General features: G+C 74.1%; 18 protein-coding genes. 9 read left to right on the top strand and 9 right to left on the bottom strand.

The features are described 5' to 3' along the window. Positions 1–10: 10 nt before the first annotated feature. On the bottom strand, positions 11–628 hold the full coding sequence (locus OG309_RS35700) for a TetR/AcrR family transcriptional regulator (protein ID WP_329427408.1): 618 nt from the start codon (positions 626–628) through the stop codon (positions 11–13). A gap of 48 nt (positions 629–676) precedes the next feature. On the opposite strand from OG309_RS35700, the gene OG309_RS35695 reads away from it, so the two are divergent. Continuing rightward, positions 677–1,231, top strand: coding sequence for a GNAT family N-acetyltransferase (locus OG309_RS35695; protein ID WP_329428719.1), 555 nt, complete (start codon positions 677–679; stop codon positions 1,229–1,231). A 51-nt stretch (positions 1,232–1,282) separates the two neighbouring features. Here OG309_RS35695 and OG309_RS35690 read toward each other — a convergent pair whose 3' ends face one another. Further along, positions 1,283–1,987: a restriction endonuclease gene (locus tag OG309_RS35690; RefSeq protein WP_329427407.1), complete on the bottom strand. Its 705-nt coding sequence runs from the start codon at positions 1,985–1,987 to the stop codon at positions 1,283–1,285. 243 nt (positions 1,988–2,230) lie between these two features. On the opposite strand from OG309_RS35690, the gene OG309_RS35685 reads away from it, so the two are divergent. Continuing rightward, on the top strand, positions 2,231–2,587 hold the full coding sequence (locus tag OG309_RS35685) for a hypothetical protein (RefSeq protein ID WP_329427405.1): 357 nt from the start codon (positions 2,231–2,233) through the stop codon (positions 2,585–2,587). 400 nt (positions 2,588–2,987) lie between these two features. Here the strand turns inward: OG309_RS35685 and OG309_RS38195 are convergent, their stop codons facing one another. Next, entirely contained in the window at positions 2,988–4,211 is a 1,224-nt protein-coding gene (locus OG309_RS38195) for a chitosanase (protein ID WP_402543710.1), read from the bottom strand. A gap of 387 nt (positions 4,212–4,598) precedes the next feature. Between OG309_RS38195 and OG309_RS35670 the strand changes: the two genes are divergently transcribed. Genes OG309_RS35670 through OG309_RS35660 form a run of 3 tightly spaced genes read left to right on the top strand, consistent with a single transcriptional unit; the run spans position 4,599 to position 5,805 of the window. After that, positions 4,599–5,060 (top strand): hypothetical protein, encoded by a 462-nt coding sequence (locus tag OG309_RS35670; RefSeq protein WP_329427403.1) that lies wholly within the window; start codon positions 4,599–4,601, stop codon positions 5,058–5,060. Continuing rightward, positions 5,021–5,224, top strand: a complete 204-nt coding sequence (locus OG309_RS35665) for a hypothetical protein (RefSeq protein WP_329427402.1) — start codon at positions 5,021–5,023, stop codon at positions 5,222–5,224. Before OG309_RS35670 ends, OG309_RS35665 begins: the two co-directional genes overlap by 40 nt. Further along, the gene (locus tag OG309_RS35660) at positions 5,221–5,805 is read left to right on the top strand and encodes a GNAT family N-acetyltransferase (protein WP_329427401.1); all 585 of its coding nucleotides are present in this window, start codon (positions 5,221–5,223) and stop codon (positions 5,803–5,805) included. The genes OG309_RS35665 and OG309_RS35660 overlap by 4 nt, the downstream gene beginning before the upstream one ends. 69 nt (positions 5,806–5,874) lie before the next feature. Here the strand turns inward: OG309_RS35660 and ykgO are convergent, their stop codons facing one another. Both ykgO and rpmG read right to left on the bottom strand, forming a co-directional pair. Then, positions 5,875–5,997: a type B 50S ribosomal protein L36 gene (ykgO, locus tag OG309_RS35655; RefSeq protein ID WP_329427399.1), complete on the bottom strand. Its 123-nt coding sequence runs from the start codon at positions 5,995–5,997 to the stop codon at positions 5,875–5,877. A gap of 2 nt (positions 5,998–5,999) precedes the next feature. Next, on the bottom strand, positions 6,000–6,164 hold the full coding sequence (gene rpmG / locus OG309_RS35650) for a 50S ribosomal protein L33 (RefSeq protein WP_046910080.1): 165 nt from the start codon (positions 6,162–6,164) through the stop codon (positions 6,000–6,002). Between the two features lie 275 nt (positions 6,165–6,439). Between rpmG and OG309_RS35645 the strand changes: the two genes are divergently transcribed. Then, on the top strand, positions 6,440–7,696 hold the full coding sequence (locus OG309_RS35645) for an MFS transporter (RefSeq protein ID WP_329427397.1): 1,257 nt from the start codon (positions 6,440–6,442) through the stop codon (positions 7,694–7,696). Here OG309_RS35645 and OG309_RS35640 read toward each other — a convergent pair. Both OG309_RS35640 and OG309_RS35635 read right to left on the bottom strand, forming a co-directional pair. Further along, complete coding sequence (locus tag OG309_RS35640; RefSeq protein ID WP_329427395.1) at positions 7,641–8,699, bottom strand: CU044_5270 family protein; 1,059 nt, start codon at positions 8,697–8,699, stop codon at positions 7,641–7,643. The genes OG309_RS35645 and OG309_RS35640 overlap by 56 nt on opposite strands. Continuing rightward, positions 8,696–9,721, bottom strand: coding sequence for an RNA polymerase sigma factor (locus tag OG309_RS35635; protein WP_329427393.1), 1,026 nt, complete (start codon positions 9,719–9,721; stop codon positions 8,696–8,698). Before OG309_RS35635 ends, OG309_RS35640 begins: the two co-directional genes overlap by 4 nt. Positions 9,722–9,854: 133 nt before the next feature. Here OG309_RS35635 and OG309_RS35630 point away from each other — a divergent pair, with 133 nt between their 5' ends. Then, the gene (locus OG309_RS35630) at positions 9,855–11,447 is read left to right on the top strand and encodes a serine protease (RefSeq protein WP_329427391.1); all 1,593 of its coding nucleotides are present in this window, start codon (positions 9,855–9,857) and stop codon (positions 11,445–11,447) included. Between the two features lie 67 nt (positions 11,448–11,514). On the opposite strand, the gene OG309_RS35625 is transcribed toward OG309_RS35630, so the two are convergent. Both OG309_RS35625 and OG309_RS35620 read right to left on the bottom strand, forming a co-directional pair. Then, complete coding sequence (locus tag OG309_RS35625) at positions 11,515–12,423, bottom strand: sigma-70 family RNA polymerase sigma factor (RefSeq protein WP_329427389.1); 909 nt, start codon at positions 12,421–12,423, stop codon at positions 11,515–11,517. 79 nt (positions 12,424–12,502) lie between these two features. Further along, positions 12,503–12,847 (bottom strand): nuclear transport factor 2 family protein, encoded by a 345-nt coding sequence (locus OG309_RS35620; RefSeq protein ID WP_329428718.1) that lies wholly within the window; start codon positions 12,845–12,847, stop codon positions 12,503–12,505. A 367-nt stretch (positions 12,848–13,214) separates the two neighbouring features. Here OG309_RS35620 and OG309_RS35615 point away from each other — a divergent pair, with 367 nt between their 5' ends. Further along, positions 13,215–14,168: an AurF N-oxygenase family protein gene (locus OG309_RS35615; RefSeq protein ID WP_329427388.1), complete on the top strand. Its 954-nt coding sequence runs from the start codon at positions 13,215–13,217 to the stop codon at positions 14,166–14,168. 36 nt (positions 14,169–14,204) lie between these two features. After that, positions 14,205–15,851: an FAD-dependent oxidoreductase gene (locus OG309_RS35610; protein WP_329427386.1), complete on the top strand. Its 1,647-nt coding sequence runs from the start codon at positions 14,205–14,207 to the stop codon at positions 15,849–15,851. Positions 15,852–15,957: the final 106 nt, after the last annotated feature.

The following is a 15,957-nucleotide window of genomic DNA, read 5'->3' as shown; positions in this document are numbered from 1 at the left end:
CTTCCCCCCCTTACGGGAGGGGTGCGGCCGGGGTCGTGTCACGGGGTGCCGCGAGCGCGCCCAGGTAGGCGTCGAGCAGCTCGACCTGGTGCTCGGGGGTGAACTCAGCGGGCGCGAACAGCGCCTGCACCACCAGGCCGAGGGCGAAGGACTGGGCACCCGAGGCGATGCTCCCCGGGTCGCCGGGCGGCAGCTCGCCGAGGTCCTGGGCCGCGGCGACCCGTTCGGCCAGGCGGACGCGGCTGCGGCCGTACTTCCCGGCGTAGTCCTCGGTGAGCGCCGGGTCGGCGAGGGCGGTGTCCCAGGAGGAGACCCAGATCCGGTTGCTCGCGGTGGCCTCGGGGTTCAGCGGCAGGATGTCGAGCAGGGCGCTCCGCAAGGCGGCCAGCCCCTGGCCGGAGGCGCGCCGGGGCCGGGCGGCGGTCCGCTCGTCCAGGAGGTCGAGGGCGTGCACGACGAGGTCGCGCTTGGCCGGGAAGTAGTGGGTGAGCAGGCCGGTGGTGGCGCCGAGCTCGGCGGCGACGGCGCGCATGGTCAGGCCGCTGAACCCGTGCGCGGCGAGGACGCGCCAGACGGCCTCCGAGACGTCGCGGCGGCGGGCTTCGTGGTCCCCCTTGGTGCGTGGCATGCTGCTACGGTACATAACCGTAACGCTTGTTGTGTGAATGGGGTCACCATGTTCTCCCTCCCGCTGCGGGACGGCGCCACGCTCCGCCCGCTCGAGCTCCACCACGCCGAGGAGTTCGCCGCCCACATGGACCGGGCGCGCGAGCACATCCGCCCGTGGGTCGGCGCGGGGTTCCTCTCGTCCGACGTCGAGGGCGCCCGGGCCACCCTGCGCCGTTACGCCGACCGCCAGGCCGCGGACGGCGCGCGCCTCTTCGGCATCTGGCTCGACGACACGCTGGTCGGCGGCGTGATGTTCACGGACTTCTCGACCGCGACGGAACTGTGCGAGGTCGGCTGCTGGCTGGAGCCGGCCGCGGAGGGCAAGGGCCTGATCACCCCGGCCTGCGAGATCCTCCTGGACTGGGCCCTCATCGAGCGCGGCGCACACCGAGCGGAGTGGCACTGCCGCGCCGACAACGCCCGCAGCGCGGCGGTGGCGCAGCGCCTCGGCATGACCCTGGAGGGCGTGAACCGCGAGACCTGGGCGTACGCCGGCACCCGGCACGACAAGCAGGTGTGGGCGGTCCTCGCACCGGAGTGGCGGGCACGTCGGGGGCTGTAGAAACGCTCGGCCCCGCGCCAAGGGCGCAAGGCGGGGCCCGCCCTTCGGCTCCTAGGGCTGCCCGGGCGGCGCATGCGGCGGCCGCCACGAGGAGTCGAAGGCGGGACGACGCGGCGAGGGCACGGTACCCAGCAGTTCCCACAGCGGCGCGGAGCCTGCGGCCCACTGGGCGAGAAGGTGGCGGTCCACCAGGTGGAGACGCTGGGAACGGGCGAAGGCGACGGCTTTGCTGGTGAATCGGCCGTTGGTGACCAGGACCACGACATCACCGTGGTGGACGGGGCGCCCGGTGCCGTTGAGGACATGCAGGTCCGGAGTCCCGACCGCGGCGCCGGCCAGACCGGCCCTGCGGTGCTTGCACTGGATGACCCACAGACGACCGAAGGGATCGGTGGCCTTCACGTCGGCGCCGTCGTCTCCGGCCCCGCCGACCCTCACCGTCCGGGGACAGCCGTCTCGGCGCATGAGATCCCGTACGGCCTCCTCGAACTGCCGGTGATGCAGGGCATCGATCTGCGGCAGCACGAACCGCAGCCCCTGGTCCCGCACCCGGTTCCACCGTGCGACCTCTCTCTTCCGGTGCACCCATGCCGCGACGCCCGTTGCGGCGGTGAGCAGGAGCACGATCAGCGTCCAGGGATGCGCGGCCAGCCACCGCAGGGCACCGGCGACGACCGTCCACACCGCCACGAGGAGCAGCAGGCCCAATCCGGCCCGCTCCCAGCCGACACCGCCCCTCGGGCGGCGGGTGGGCATGCCGCGTCGGGAGGTGGTCCGGGCGGGCCGACGGCGGGAGCGGGTCCGCGTCCGGGGCCGACGACCGCCCGCGCGGGCTCGCGCGCTCACGATCCGGCCTGCGAGATGCCACGCACCAGCTGACCGATAACGTCGATCGTCATCACGCGCAACTCACTCCTGCCCGCACGCCCCGCGCGCCGATCCGACGCCCCGGACCAGTGCAGCCGACGACGCCCTCCGGGTGCAGCCGGTCGGTAGGCAATGGCGAAACCCCACCGGACACTGTCCGGTTGCCGCCCGGACATCCGTTCCCGCACCGGGTGCGGCAGGTGGACCGTCGACCAGAACTCGAACGGAGCCAAGAGCGGCGAGCTGATCGCAGCCGGGTCCGTAGTCGTCACGGCAACATCCCTTGCCCTGCGTCACGTTCTCCTCGTCGCCGACACCTGGCTGAAGAACCGACCGGTGCGAGGCATCAAGGTGGAGGTGGAAGGCCGCGTGACCGAATGGAGTGACGCCTCGACCGCCGAGCGGGAGCGACTGATCGACGCGTTCCTCGCTCACCGCGAGGTCCCAGCCGAGCGCCGGCTCGAAGACCGTTCCACCGAGCAGACCTGACGCACATTGCCACCCAGTCGTTCGGCAGCGGAAACCGTGGGGCCCTGCTCATCGGAACGGGAACGTACGACCACCCGGAACTACACGCGCTCCGCTCACCCGAGGTCGACTGCACTCGCCTGGACGCGCTCCTGCGCGACCCCGGGATCGGCGCATTCGAGGTCCAGACACTCATCGATGCCGACCGCCCCACCCTGGAACGGGCGATCGGCGACCTCTTCCTCACCGCCCAGGCCGACGACGCGCGCCCCCTCTACCTCTCGTGCCCCACCCGCCGAGTCCCTTCTGAGCACCTCGCCAAGACCGCGGACGCACGCGTACGGGGCCGCTCGCGGGAGCGGCCCCGTACGGGTGTGGGGCGGGCGGCGGCAGTCGGGCGGCTGGTCGCCCCGCCGGCTGGTCAGCTGGTCAGGGAGAAGGCCTCGCCGTAGACGCTCCAGTACAGCGGGGTGTTGAGGTCGAAGTTGCCCTCGTTGAGGAAGCGGCGCTGGGCCGTGCTGACCCGGGTGGTGTCGCTGTGCGCCTCCTCCTTGCGCATCTCCTCCTCGCGGGCGTCGAGGAAGGCGTTCAGGTAGGCGCGCTCGTCGCCGCCCCGGGAGGGCGGGAGGGCGCGGGAGAGGGCGACCGAGCGGATGCTGCGGAAGCCGTCCTCGCCGTGCATCACGGCGGCGTCGTAGTAGGCGAACTGGCCGAGGGCCCGCAGGCCGTCCTGCTTGGCCTGGGAGACCGCCGGGTTGAAGTAGACGCGGTCGCGCTCCTCCTCCTGGGTCTGCGTGAACACCGAGTCCTGGGCGGCCTGGCGCCAGGCGTTCGTGAAGCCCGGGTCGAGCCCCTGGTGGGAGTCGGTCCCGTTCACGGCGCGCAGGGCGCTCAGGTAGGGGGCGAGCGGGTTGGACGGCTTCTTGGCCGTGTAGCGCTCGACCAGGTCGAGCATGTCGCCGGTCCCGGAGCAGAAGCCGATGATGCCGGCGGTGTAGCCGCGCCCGTCGTCGATGTCCTCGATGTAGGAGAACTGGGCGCGCCAGTCGAGGGAGGAGTTCTCGAAGGAGGAGACCAGCTTCATGGCGACCTCCTTCTTGCGGGGGTCGTCGAGGTTGGTGCCGGTGGACGGCGGCGTGGTGCCGGAGCCGTACGCCTCCACCTCCCAGAGCGAGTAGCCGTACGTGGTGGCGCGCTTCGTGCCGAAGACGCGCAGGTAGCGGCCGGTGCCGTCGACGGCGAGGTCGTCGGTGCCGCCGTCGCCGGTGGTCGTGGCGTAGACCTGGCGCCAGGTGGAGCCGTCGTCGGACAGCTCGACGCGGTACGCCTTGGCGTAGGCGGCCTCCCACTTGAGGACGACGCGCTTCACCGTGGTCGAGGGCCCGAGGTCGACCCGTATCCACTGGTTGTCCACGCCTTCGGCGCTGGCCCAGCGAGTGGAGGTGGAGCCGTCGACGGCCTTGGCGCCGCCGAGCGTGCTGCTCTCGGTGGTCGAGGTGGTGACCGGGCGGCCCTGGGCGAGGTTGCCGGCGGCCGCGGTGGCGGTCGTGAGGCCGGACACGGCGGGGAGCAGGACGCCGGTGGCCGCGGCGACGACGAGCGCGGCCAGGCGGCGGCGCCGGAGGGCGTTGATCGTGGGGGGCATGTCGCTCCATCTGTGAGGTGGGAGGCCCGAGAGCGTCTCGGAACGAGACTAATAGGAAAGGTTCCTAACTTTCGGTGAGGCGAGAGCGAGAGTAGGGGGCGGGTTCCGGCGGCGCAAGAGGTGCGGCAGGAAGGGGAGTTGAGGCGCCCCCGGAAACCGTGCGCGCGGGAGCGCGCGCCTTCCGCCCCGCGCGGGCCCATCTCACTCCGGGCCGGACCTCCGTGCCGGACCCGCGCCGGTCCTGACCTCCTCGGACTCTCGTCGCAGGGCGGGTGGCAGTGAAGTGAAGTGCCGTGCCAGGGGCTCGGCTTGCGGTGGTGCGGGTAGGGTCGCCTGTGTCGTGGAAGAGCGGCCCGCGGGGTGGGGGCCGGGGACAGCGGAGGGTTCATGAAGCGGGCTGCCGTCCTGGGCGGGAGTTACGCGGGGCTGTTCGCCGCACGGGTGCTGAGCGCCCACGCCGACGAGATCGTCGTCCTCGAAGCCGACACGATCGGCGCGGACGGGCTCGGGCGGCTGGCGCCCCGGCGGCGCCGGCCGCACGCACTGCCGGCCATGGGGCACGCACAGCTGGAGCGTTGGCGGATCGACCTCGGCTGCGCCACCGCCGCGTTCCGGCGCGGCGGCGAGCTGGGCGGCACCGTGATCGCCCACTCCACCCCTGGCCCCGCGAGCGGCTACCAGCCGACGCTGACCGAGCCCGGCGCGCTCGCCCCCGTGGAGGGCGACCGCTGGTCGGTCGTGCCCGCCGGCGCCCGAGCCACCGGCCCGGCCCCGATCCGCAGGAGTTCATGCGCCGGATACGACGGTCCATGGAGCCGCTGCGCACGGTCGCGGACGCGTGCGAGATGACGGGCGGGGTCGAGACCTTCCCCTTCACGGAGAGCCTGCGGCGCGACTGCTACACGACGTACATGAACGTGGTCCACATGGTCGAACACCCGCGCGCGCTCACCCGTCCCGGCCTGCTGCTGCGCACCGCCCGGGTCCTGCTGGACGGGCGGGCGCGGGCGTGAGCGGGGCCCGGGCCGCGCTGGTGCTGCGTCCGTGGGAGGACGGTGACGCCGAGACCCTCGTACGGCACCACGGCGACCCCGCCATGCGGCGCTGGCTCGCCACGCACCTCGACTCGGTGGAGCAGGCGCGGGCGTGGATCGCGGAGCAGCGGCGGGGCCGGGAAGCAGGCTCGCGGGCCGCGTTCGCAGTGGTCGAGGTGGCGGACGACGGCACCGCGCCGGGCGAGCCCGTCGGGCACCTCGCTCTGACGGCCGCGGCGGGTGCCGTGCGCGTCGGCTACTGGACGGCCGCCTCGGCGCGCGGGCGCGGGATCGCCTCCGGCGCGCTGGCCCTGGCCGCCGAGTGGGCCCGCGACGCGCCGGACAGTCCCTTCACGGGCGCCCGGCTGGAGCTGGTGCACGCGACCGGCAACGACGCCTCGTGCCGGACCGCCGTCTCCGGCGGTTTCCGCGCGGAGGGCGATCTGCCGGCGGCCCCGCCGGCGCGGCCGCGGGCGATGCACCTGCACGTTCACGGCCACAGTCACGGTCACGGCCACGGCCACGGCCGCGGCCGCGGCCGCGGCCGCGGAGGGAGCTGACCGGGTCCGGTCCGCTTCCGGCACGACGGCGGCCCCCGCCGCACGGGGTGCGGCGGGGGCCGGAACAGGTCAGCCCTGTCGGGCCTTGGAGCGGGGGTCCTTCTTGTTGATGACGTACGTCCTGCCGCGGCGTCGGACGACCTGGGCCCCGGGCTTCGCCTTCAGGGCGTGGAGGGAGTTGCGTACCTTCATCGTCAGCGGACCTCGCGGAACTCGACGTGTGCCGCCACGACCGGGTCGTACTTGCGCAGGACCAGGCGGTCGGGGTCGTTCTGGCGGTTCTTCCTGGTCACGTAGGTGACACCGGTGCCGGCGGTGGACCGGAGGGTGACCACCGGGCGCTGGGTGGTGCGGGCCATGCTGTGCTCCTTCCGGCCGGCACACCCCGAGATCTTTTGAGTCGGGCATGCCAGCTTCGGTCGGTGTAACAGAGCATCGGCGCGCCGCATTCCCACTTCTCGCAAACCTCTTGCTCTTGCGAGTAATAAGCAACAAGCTAGACGAGCCCTTACATCCCCTCGCCCTGCCTTCCCCACTCCCCTCCTTGCTTCCCCCTGCCCGCGTCCCGCGCTCCCGCGCGCCCGCGGTCCCTCCTTGCCTCCTTGCCTCCTTCGCCCAGGATCCGGAGCCCGTCATGCCCACACTGCTGCCCGCCCCCGGACCGCAGCGCGTCATCGCCGCCTCCAATCTCGTCAACACGATGGGCAGCGGGCTGTACCTCACCGCCGGTGTCCTGTACTTCACCCAGGCGGTGCACCTCCCGGCGGCCCAGGTCGGGCTCGGGCTCGGGGCAGCCGGGCTCGTGTCACTGGTCGTCGGCATCGCCGTCGGGCATCTCGCCGACCGGCGCGAGGCGCGGGGCGTGTACGCGGTCACGCTCGTGGTGCGGGCCGCGGCGACCGGGGGGTTCCTGTTCGCCGACCGGCTGTGGCTCTTCGTCCTGACGATCTCCGCGGCCGGGGCCGCGCAGGCCGCCGGGCTCGCCGCGCGCAGCCCGATCATCCGACGGTACGGCGGTGAGCGGCCACAGGAGTTCCGGGCCTACTTGCGGGCCGTCACCAACGTCGGCATCTCACTGGGCGCGCTCGTCGCGGGCTGGGTGGTGCAGGTCGGCACCCTGACGGCGTACCAGCTCCTGATCGTCGGCACCACGGTCGCCTTCGCCGCCTCGGCGGCCGCGCTCCTCCCCCTCCCGCCGGTGCCGCCCGCGCCCGCGACCGCCGGACCCCGGCGGCTCGCGCTCAAGGACCGGCCCTACCTCCTGATCACCGCAGTCGACGGCGTGATGGCCGTCCAGTTCAAGGTGCTCACCGTGGCGATCCCGCTGTGGCTGGTGGAGGCGACGAGCGCGCCCCGGTGGCTCATCGGCGGCACGATGCTGGTCAACACCCTCATCGTGATCGCCCTCCAGGTGCGGGCCAGCCGCGGCATCGACTCCCCCGCCGCAGGGGCGCGGGCCTACCGCCGCGCCGGGGTCGCCTTCCTGGTGTCCTGCGCGCTCGTCTCCCTGGCCGCCGGGACACCCGCGTGGGCGGCGGCCACGCTCGTCCTGACCGCCGTGGTCATCCACACCGTGGGCGAACTGTGGCACGCCGCCGCGGGCTTCGAACTCTCCTTCGCGCTCGCGCCCGAACACGCCACCGGTCAGTACCTGGGCGTCTTCGGCCTCGGCGCCGGGCTCGCCGAGGGATTCGGTCCGGCCCTGCTCATCGCGCTGTGCATCGGCTGGGGCCGCCCCGGCTGGTACGTCGCCGGGGCGATGTTCGCCGTCACCGGCCTCGCCGCCCCACTCGCCGTCCGGTGGGCGCGGCGGACCCGGCCCGACGGGGGCGCGGTCACGCCCGCGGTGCCGCCGAGGCCCCGAGCGGGAGTTCCCCAGGGCGGTTCGTGACCCCCCTGCCGAGGACGGCGGAGCTGCCGAGGACCGTGCCGGCCGGGCCCGCCTCCGTCGCACGCGCCAGCACCGTGCGCTGCCCGAGGAACGCCGAGGTCTTCCGGTCGAAGATCCACTGGGTCTGCTCGCCCTGAGCGGTACGGGCCACGGCGACGCCCTCGCGGCCCGCCGCGTCCTGCGCGGACGGCAGTACGGTCGTCCCCGGGATCCGCGCCGCGGCCCCGTACAGCGCGGCCGTCACCTGCGGGGGCGCCCAGGTCTCGGTGAGCAGGGTGCCGATGGCCGTGAAGGCCCGCTGGTCCGCGTCGCCGCCACCGGTGGTGCGGGTCTGCGCGTAGACCAGGCTCAGCAGGGCCTCCGGGTCCGTCGGCAGAGAGGCGACGTAGGTGTGGGTCGGGTCCGTGACCGACGCCGTCGGAGCGCCGCCTTCGGCAGGACGGGGCGTGGCGCCCCGGTGGTCGAGCGTGTACACGGGGGCCCGTACGCCCAGCGGGCTGTCCGGCCCGCCCTGTTCGCGCAGCAGGCCCTCGCGGCTGCCGTCGGCGGAGAGCCAGACCTGGCGCCGGTGCGCGGGCGGCAGCGCGGCGGGTCCGCCGGCCGCGCTCCTGGCGGCGAAGGCGACCAGGCTCTCGATGTACACGAACTGCTCGGGACGCGCCTCGGCCCGCGGACTCGCCGCCGCCGCGAGCGCGGCACGCGACAGGATCTGGCCGGGTCCGGGCGCGGCGGCCCCGGCGCGCGGGACGGGCGTGGACGGTGCGGGCGACTCACCGGCGACCACGGTCAGGGCGACTGCCGTCACGGCGACGGTGCAGGCCACCGCCGGGAAGGCGAAGCGCGGGAGGCGGCGCCGCCCGCGGAGGGGGCTGGGCCCCTCGGCCGCGTTCAGGATCCGGTGCTTGAGCGCCTGGTGGCGCAGCGGGGGCAGGTCCGGCACCTCGGGGGGCGGCAGCAGACCCGCGAGCTCGGCGCGGAGGGCATCGTCGGCGGGGGTGTTCACAGCGAGTTCTCCGGGGCGGGTCGGCGCGCGAGGGCGGGGACGGGAACGGGAACGGGGGTGGGGGCGGGGACGGGGAGGGAGACAGGGACAGGGACAGGGACAGGGACAGGGACAGGGACAGGGACAGGGACAGGGACAGGGGTACAGGGAGCGGGAGCGCCGGCGGACGGTGCCGCGGGGACGGGAGCGGTGGCCGTGACGGCGCGGTGGGGGTGAGTGGGGCGGGCTTCGGCGATCGAGGTACGCCCGGGACCGGGCAGCCCGGCCGCGCTGCCGCCGGAGCGGGCGTCAGCGAGAGCGGTTCGGCCGGAGCGGGCGCCCGCGGGAGCGGTTCGGCCGGAGCGGGCGTCTGCGGGAGCGGTTCGGGCGGAGCCCGGCTCCGAGAGCTCACCACCGCCGGTTCCGGCGTCGCCCAGCGCGGTTCGGGACCCGGCGCCGGCGGTGGGACCGGTGCCACCGGCCCCACCGCCCCGTCGCGCCTTCCGCGCCGCCTTCAGTTCCGCGTCCGCCAGCGCCCGGAGCCGGTCCCGGGCGCGGGAGAGGCGGGAGCGGACGGTGCCGGTCGGGATGCCCAGGGCCTCGCCGGCCGCCGCGTAGTCGAGTCCGGCCCACACCACGAGGGCGAAGACCTCGCGGTCGCGGCGGCGCAGGCGCTTCAGGGCGGCGCGGGCGGCGGCCAGCTGCTCCGTGTCGTACAGCCGGGTCACGACGTCGTCGGCGAAGTCCGGGAGGACGCCGCGGTCGGCGAGCCGGGCCAGGGCCGTGTCGCGGCGGCGGGCCTCGCGGGCGGTGCTGCGCAGGACGTTGGTCGCGATGCCGAGCAGCCAGGGGCGCAGGCCGTCACCATCGGGGCGCAGCCGTTCGCGGCAGCGCCAGGCCTCCAGGAAGGTGGCGGAGACGACGTCCTCGGCGGCCGCCTGGTCGCCACAGACGCGCAGGGCGTACCGGAACAGGACCTGCGCGTGCTCGTCGTAGGCCTCGCCGAGTGCCGTGGTGTCCCCGGCACGGAAACGATTCCTCATAGGTGATTCCACATGGAGTACTGGGCGCCGGTTCGCCCGGGTTCCCGTGACCTGCGCCACACCCGCCCCAGGGCTCCCTCCCGTGTGGCGCAGGTCACGGGAACGGGGGCCGCCCTTCGGCCCAGTGCTGATCATGAACGACATCGCTCAGAAGCTCACGACCCGTCGGACCCTGCTGCGCGGGCTCACGCTCGCCGCCGCCGGCACCTGCCTCCCCACCGCCGTCGCGCACGCCGCCACCCCGGCCCCCGCCGCGAACGCCTCCACCGAGACGTACACGCTGACGCTCACCCACCTCGGGCGCACCGGCGCGCCGACCACCGACTACGTCACCTACGTGGTGGGCGTCTCCGGCGCGGCCGCCGGCGTCAAGGAGAAGATCGACCAATCGCCCGCCACCGTCACCCTCCAGGTCCCCAAGGGGCGTTACCTGCTGCACTCCTCGATCAGCGTGTACGACCCGCGGATCGAGACGGACTGGATCGTCCAGCCCCGGCTGGACGTGGAGGGCGACACCACCGTCGTCTTCGACGCGCGGACGGCCGCGCCGGTCGACATCCGGCCTCCGGAGGCCGGGGCCGAGTACCGGCTGGGCGGCACGTACGTCCAGGTCTCCCACGAGGGCGGCACCGCGATCGCGACCATCATCAACGCCACCCCGTACCTGCGGACGGCGCACCAGGGCCCGGCGGCCGAACCCGGCTCGGTGCAGCAGTGGTTCGACACCTACTGGAAGGGCGAGAAGCAGGGGTACGCCCTCGGCTACACCTTCACGTCCGACCGGGCCATGACCGGTATCGTCCGGCACCCGAAGACCTCCGAGCTGGGCACCCTCGCGGTGCGCGGCGTCGCCCCGGAGACCGGCGCGGGGTACGGATTCGTCGACCTCTCGCCGGTCGGTGACACCGCCGTGGCGCTGCCCCACCCGTTCCAGGTCCCGGGCACCACCACGTTCCTGATGACGCCCGACCGCGGCGCCTGGGACCTCCTCTACAGCGCCCCCACCGCCTCCGAGGAGGACACGCCGAACCGGTACTTCGCCTCCGGCGTGCGCGTGCGGGCCGGGGCGACCACGCTGGTCACCTTCGACGGCCCGGTCTTCGGCCCTGCCCTCGACCCGGCGCCGGGCGCCCGGCCCGCCGGTCTGCGCACCGGGAACACGCTCGGCCTCGACCTGGCCCTCCTCGCGGACGGCGACGGACATCTGCCGACCGCGCCCCTGTTCGAGGGCGCGGTCACCACGCTGCACCGCAACGGCGTGCTCGTCGGCACCCGGCGCGGGACGCCCGGACGGGCGGAGTTCACCGTGCCGTCCGCCCGGGGCGACTACCGGCTCTCCACCACGGCGGCCCGCCCCGGCGGACGGGTCACGGCGGCCTGGACCTTCACCTCGGCGGCGACCGCGGCACCGGCCGAACTCCCGCTCAGCGTCGTCCGCTTCACGCCGGAGCTGCGCCCGGACGGCACCGCTGCGCCGTACACCACCTCGCTCGTGCCGGTAACGGTCCAGGGCGCGGCCTCGGTGTCGGGCGTCCGGTGCCTGGCCGTCTCGGTGTCCACCGACGCGGGCACCACCTGGGCCCGGGTGCCCATGGTGGGGGGCCGGGCATCCGTGCGTACGCCGGGTGCGGGCGGCACGGTGTCGTTCCGCACCGAGCTGACGGACTCCGCGGGCAACACGCTCACCCAGACGCAGATCGGCGCGTACCGCGTGACCGCCGCCTGATCCCGAGCGGCCGAGCAGGTCACCGACCCGCTCGGCCGCTCGGACGACCGGCTCCGGAGCGTACGCGCTAGTGCTCCTCGCCCCCGAGGACGTCGAGACGCATCGACGCGAGCCGCTCGGGCTCGGCGATCACCTCGATGCCGGTGATCAGACCGTCCGTCACGGCGAAGGTGAGCACCAGCTTCAGGCGGCCCATGGGCGCCATCGCCAGGCCGACCGTGCCGTCGACGAGCGCGACGCCGGTGAAGCGGGCGCGGCCCATCGCGGCCATCGCGCCCTGCGCGACGGTGTGGCCGCCCGTGACGACGATCGGCTCGGGCGTCGGGATGACCCGGCGGTCCGCGTGCAGGACGACGTCCGGGTGGAGCAAGGAGACCAGGGCGGCGAAGTCGCCGCCGCGGGTCGCGGCCAGGAAGGCGTCGACGACGCTGCGCCGCCGCGCCAGGTCGGCGGCCCCCGACGGCGCGGGGGCGGCGCCGCCCTTCACCCGGCGGCGGGCGCGGCTGGCGAGCTGCCGTACGGCCGCCGTGTTGCGGTCGAGGAGGGGGGCGATGTCCTCGAAGGGGACGGCGAACATGTCGTGCAGGACGAAGGCGAGGCGCTCGGCGGGGGCGAGCGTGTCGAGGACGACGAGGAGGGCGACGCCGACGGAGTCGGCCATGAGGGCCTCCTCCTCGGGATCGCGGCCGGGCCGGTCGGACTCCGTCTCGCGCACCAGGTCGTCGAGGGCGTCCTCACGGCGCCGGTCCCGGGACCTGAGCATGTTCAGACAGACCCGGGACACGACGGTGGTGAGCCAGCCGCCGAGGTTGTCGACGCCCTCGATGCCGGCGGCGTTCGCCCGCAGCCAGGCTTCCTGGAGGGCGTCCTCGGCTTCGGCGAGCGAGCCGAGCATGCGGTAGGCCACCGCTCGCAGATGGCTCCGGTCCTGCTCGAACCGCCGGGTGAGCCGCTCGCTGTCGTTCTTCTCGTCCATGGTCCCCCGCCTGTCTCTCTCCCGTCGGACGTTCATGATCACGTCCGATCGGCAGAACGCATCATGGCAGCCCGGGTGTTCACCCCTCCGCGACGGGGGTGCCCTGGTGGTAGTACATGCGCCAGCCCTTCCGTCCCGTCTCCGCTCCCTCTCCCCCTGCCTTGCGCCAGAGGGAGCTGCGGCGCGCCCGCCGGCCGTCGATGAGCGTCTCGTAGGTGACGTGGACGAGGCCGGGCGCGAGGAGCACCCCGCGCAGGCCGGAGGGCTCGTATCGCGGGCCGTCCTCGGTGCCGCCGTCGAGTTCCGGGAGTGCGGCGAGCATCTCCTCGTACGTCCAGCGCCGACCGGAGGCGCCGACCTCGACGAACTCGGGGTCGAGGAGGCGGCGGGCCTCCGCGGCGGAGACGCGGGCGGCGGGGTCCATGAGGCGCAGCTCACCGGCGAGGGCGGCGGCGATCGCCTCCTGCTCGCTTTCCTGGTGCGGGCGTTCGCCTTCCTGATGCGGGCGTTCGCCTTCCTGATGTGGGCGTTCGCCATCGCGGTCCGGGCGCTCGTCTTCGCGATGCGGGCGTTCGTCCTCGTGAGGCTTGCGTTCGTCCTCGTGAGGCTTGCGTTCGTCTTCGTGGCGCATGCGGTCATCCTCCCCCGCCCAGGAGCCGTTCCCCAGGGAATTTCGTACCGATGGGTAGGCGGCCGGACGCTCTTGCTATACCTTCCGTCTAATAGCTTGCTAGACGGGGTGTCTAACAAGCGAGCGTTCCTGCCCCCCGAGGTCACCAAGGAGCCGCACCATGGCAAGCAGCACCGCCCGGCCGGCGGACCAGGCCCACCCCTCCCAGACCGCGACGCCCTCGACGCCCGCTGCGGCCGCGCCCGAACGCGAGGCGGCCCGGCGGCTGCTCGACTCCTCCGCCAAGCTGTCCTACGACCCGGCCACCGAGGTGGACTGGGACACCCCGCTCGACGAGGGCTTCCACGGCATGAGCCCCGAGTGGAGCACCCTCTACGGCACCCGCTACTGGCAGGAGTTGACCGAGGAGCAGCGCAGGGAGCTGACCCGGCAGGAGTCCGCGTCGGTGGCCAGCACGGGGATCTGGTTCGAGATGATCCTGCAGCAGATGGTGCTGCGCGACATGTACGCGAAGGACCCCACCGACCCCCGGTTCCAGTGGGCCCTGACCGAGGTCGCCGACGAGTGCCGGCACTCGATCATGTTCGGACGCGGCGCGGCCAAGCTGGGCGCGCCCGCCTACCGCCCGGCCCGCTTCGTCCTGGAACTCGGCCGCGCCTTCAAGACACTCGCCGTCGGCGAGGCCGCGTACGCCTCGATCCTGGTCGCCGAGGAGGTGCTCGACGTCATGCAGCGCGACTGGATGCGCGACGAGCGGGTCGCCCCGTTCGTCCGGACCATCAACAACATCCATGTCGTCGAGGAGTCGCGGCACATGAAGTTCGCCCGCGAGGAGACCCGCGCCCGGCTTCGCCACGCCGGTCCGGTGCGCCGGCACGTCCAGGCGCTGGTCGTCTCCATCGCGTCGTACTTCATCGTCACCAGCATGGTGAACCGCGAGGTGTACGCGAACGCCGGCCTCGACACCGAGCGGGCGCTCGCAGAAGCCCGCGCCAACGAACACCACAAGTCGCTGATGCGGTCGAGCTGTTCGGGCCTGATGGAGTTCCTGGCCTCCTGCCGCCTCCTCACCCGCCCCGCGCTCGCCTTCTACAAGCGCGCCCACCTCATCTGACCTGCCCGAGCGACGAGCGGACGAGCCGACGACGCCATGACGTACGCCATCACCCAGACCTGCTGCAACGACGCCACCTGCATCGCCGTCTGCCCGGTCAACTGCATCCATCCGACCCCGGACGAGCCGGACTTCGGCCGCACCGAGATGCTGTACATCGACCCCCGGTCCTGCATCGACTGCGGCGCCTGCGCCGACGCCTGCCCGGTCGACGCGATCTTCCCCGCGGACGCCCTCGCGCCCGGGCAGCAGGAGTACACCGCCGTCAACGCCGCCTACTACGATCAGCGCGCGGCGCGCCCCGAGCCCGTGGCCGGACCCACCTTCCACCCCTGGGGCCAGCCGTCGTTCCCGCGCAGCCTGCCCTCCGACTTCGCACCCGTCCGGGTCGCGGTCGTCGGCACCGGGCCCGCCGGGATGTACGCCGCCGAGGACCTGCTCCTGCACACCAACGCCGAGGTGACACTGGTCGACCGGCTGCCGGTGGCCGGCGGACTCGTCCGGTACGGCGTGGCGCCCGACCACCCGGCGACCAAGCGGATCGGCGACACCTTCGCCCGCTTCCACCACCACCCCCGGGTACGCATGTACCTCGGTGTCGACGTCGGTACGGACGTCACGGCCGAGGAACTGGCCGCGCACCACGACGCCGTCGTGTACGCGGTGGGCGCCGCGACCGACCGACGGCTCGGCATTCCCGGCGAGGACCGGTCCGGCAGCCTCTCGGCGACCGCGTTCGTCGCCTGGTACAACGCGCACCCGGAGGTCGCGCCGGACGCCGTCGACCTCTCGGGCACCGAGCGGGTCGTCGTGGTCGGAACCGGGAACGTCGCCCTCGACGTCGCCCGCATCCTCGTGACCGACCCCGAGGCCCTCGCCGCCACCGACATCGCCGACCACGCGCTGGCCGCCCTGCGGGACTCCTCCGTACGGGAGGTGGTGCTGCTCGCCCGGCGCGGCCCCGAGGACGCCTCCTGCACCGCGTCCGAACTGCTCGCCCTCGGCAAGCTGCCCGGGGTGCGGCTGGTCGTGGACGACCGGGACCCGCGGACCTGGGCCGCCGTCGAGGCCGCCGCGCCCCACGAGAAGGCGGCGCTGCTGCGCTGCGCGGACCGCGAGCGCGTGGACTGGTCAGCGACGCCCGGGCCGGAGCGGCGGATCGTCTTCCGGTTCCACTCCGCGCCCGAGGAGATCCTGGACGGTGCGGTGCGGGTGACCGGCCCGGACCCCGACGGGACGGTCGAGATCCCCGCCGGCACGGTGCTGCGGGCCGTCGGCTACCGGGGCATGCCCGTGGCGGGGCTGCCCTTCGACGAGGCGACGGGCACCGTGCCGCACGAGAACGGACGGGTCGCGGGCCGGCCCGGCACCTACGTCGTCGGCTGGATCAAGCGCGGCCCCTCCGGCGGCATCGGCGCCAACCGCACCTGCGCCGCGGAGACCGTCGGCACCCTCCTCGCCGACGCCGTCGACGGGACCCTGCCCCTGCCCTCCGGCGGCGCCCGGGCCTTCGACCGGCTGGCCCGCGGCCGGGCGAGGACGGTCGTCGACGCCCGGGGGCTCGCCGCCATCGAACGCGCCGAGCTCGCCCGGGGCGGAGCGGCGGGACGGCCCCGCGTGAAGCTGGGGACGGTACCCGAGCTGGTCGCCGCGGCCCGAGGGCGCCGTCGGCTGTCGCGCTGAACGCACCCCGTCCCCGCCCCCGCCCCCTCCCCCATGGGGGTGGGGGCGGGCGGCACGGGCAGGACACTCCGGGCTCACCGGATCCACGGGACGCACGAGACACACA

This window comes from Streptomyces sp. NBC_01268 (genome assembly GCF_036240795.1).
GTDB lineage: Bacteria > Actinomycetota > Actinomycetes > Streptomycetales > Streptomycetaceae > Streptomyces.
This window is presented reverse-complemented; position numbering and strand designations above follow the sequence as displayed.

What these genes read in the sequence shown, in the direction of transcription:
- OG309_RS35645 (WP_329427397.1), top strand. Translation starts at nt 6,440, where the DNA reads ATGCCCACACTGCTGCCCGCCCCCGGACCGCAGCGCGTCATCGCCGCC.
- OG309_RS35695 (WP_329428719.1), top strand. Translation starts at nt 677, where the DNA reads ATGTTCTCCCTCCCGCTGCGGGACGGCGCCACGCTCCGCCCGCTCGAG.
- OG309_RS35625 (WP_329427389.1), bottom strand. Translation starts at nt 12,423, where the DNA reads ATGGACGAGAAGAACGACAGCGAGCGGCTCACCCGGCGGTTCGAGCAG.
- ykgO (WP_329427399.1), bottom strand. Translation starts at nt 5,997, where the DNA reads ATGAAGGTACGCAACTCCCTCCACGCCCTGAAGGCGAAGCCCGGGGCC.
- OG309_RS38195 (WP_402543710.1), bottom strand. Translation starts at nt 4,211, where the DNA reads ATGCCCCCCACGATCAACGCCCTCCGGCGCCGCCGCCTGGCCGCGCTC.
- OG309_RS35670 (WP_329427403.1), top strand. Translation starts at nt 4,599, where the DNA reads ATGAAGCGGGCTGCCGTCCTGGGCGGGAGTTACGCGGGGCTGTTCGCC.
- OG309_RS35690 (WP_329427407.1), bottom strand. Translation starts at nt 1,987, where the DNA reads ATGCCCACCCGCCGCCCGAGGGGCGGTGTCGGCTGGGAGCGGGCCGGA.
- OG309_RS35630 (WP_329427391.1), top strand. Translation starts at nt 9,855, where the DNA reads ATGAACGACATCGCTCAGAAGCTCACGACCCGTCGGACCCTGCTGCGC.
- OG309_RS35685 (WP_329427405.1), top strand. Translation starts at nt 2,231, where the DNA reads ATGGCGAAACCCCACCGGACACTGTCCGGTTGCCGCCCGGACATCCGT.
- OG309_RS35700 (WP_329427408.1), bottom strand. Translation starts at nt 628, where the DNA reads ATGCCACGCACCAAGGGGGACCACGAAGCCCGCCGCCGCGACGTCTCG.
- OG309_RS35665 (WP_329427402.1), top strand. Translation starts at nt 5,021, where the DNA reads ATGGAGCCGCTGCGCACGGTCGCGGACGCGTGCGAGATGACGGGCGGG.
- OG309_RS35620 (WP_329428718.1), bottom strand. Translation starts at nt 12,847, where the DNA reads ATGGACCCCGCCGCCCGCGTCTCCGCCGCGGAGGCCCGCCGCCTCCTC.
- OG309_RS35635 (WP_329427393.1), bottom strand. Translation starts at nt 9,721, where the DNA reads ATGAGGAATCGTTTCCGTGCCGGGGACACCACGGCACTCGGCGAGGCC.
- OG309_RS35615 (WP_329427388.1), top strand. Translation starts at nt 13,215, where the DNA reads ATGGCAAGCAGCACCGCCCGGCCGGCGGACCAGGCCCACCCCTCCCAG.
- OG309_RS35610 (WP_329427386.1), top strand. Translation starts at nt 14,205, where the DNA reads ATGACGTACGCCATCACCCAGACCTGCTGCAACGACGCCACCTGCATC.
- rpmG (WP_046910080.1), bottom strand. Translation starts at nt 6,164, where the DNA reads ATGGCCCGCACCACCCAGCGCCCGGTGGTCACCCTCCGGTCCACCGCC.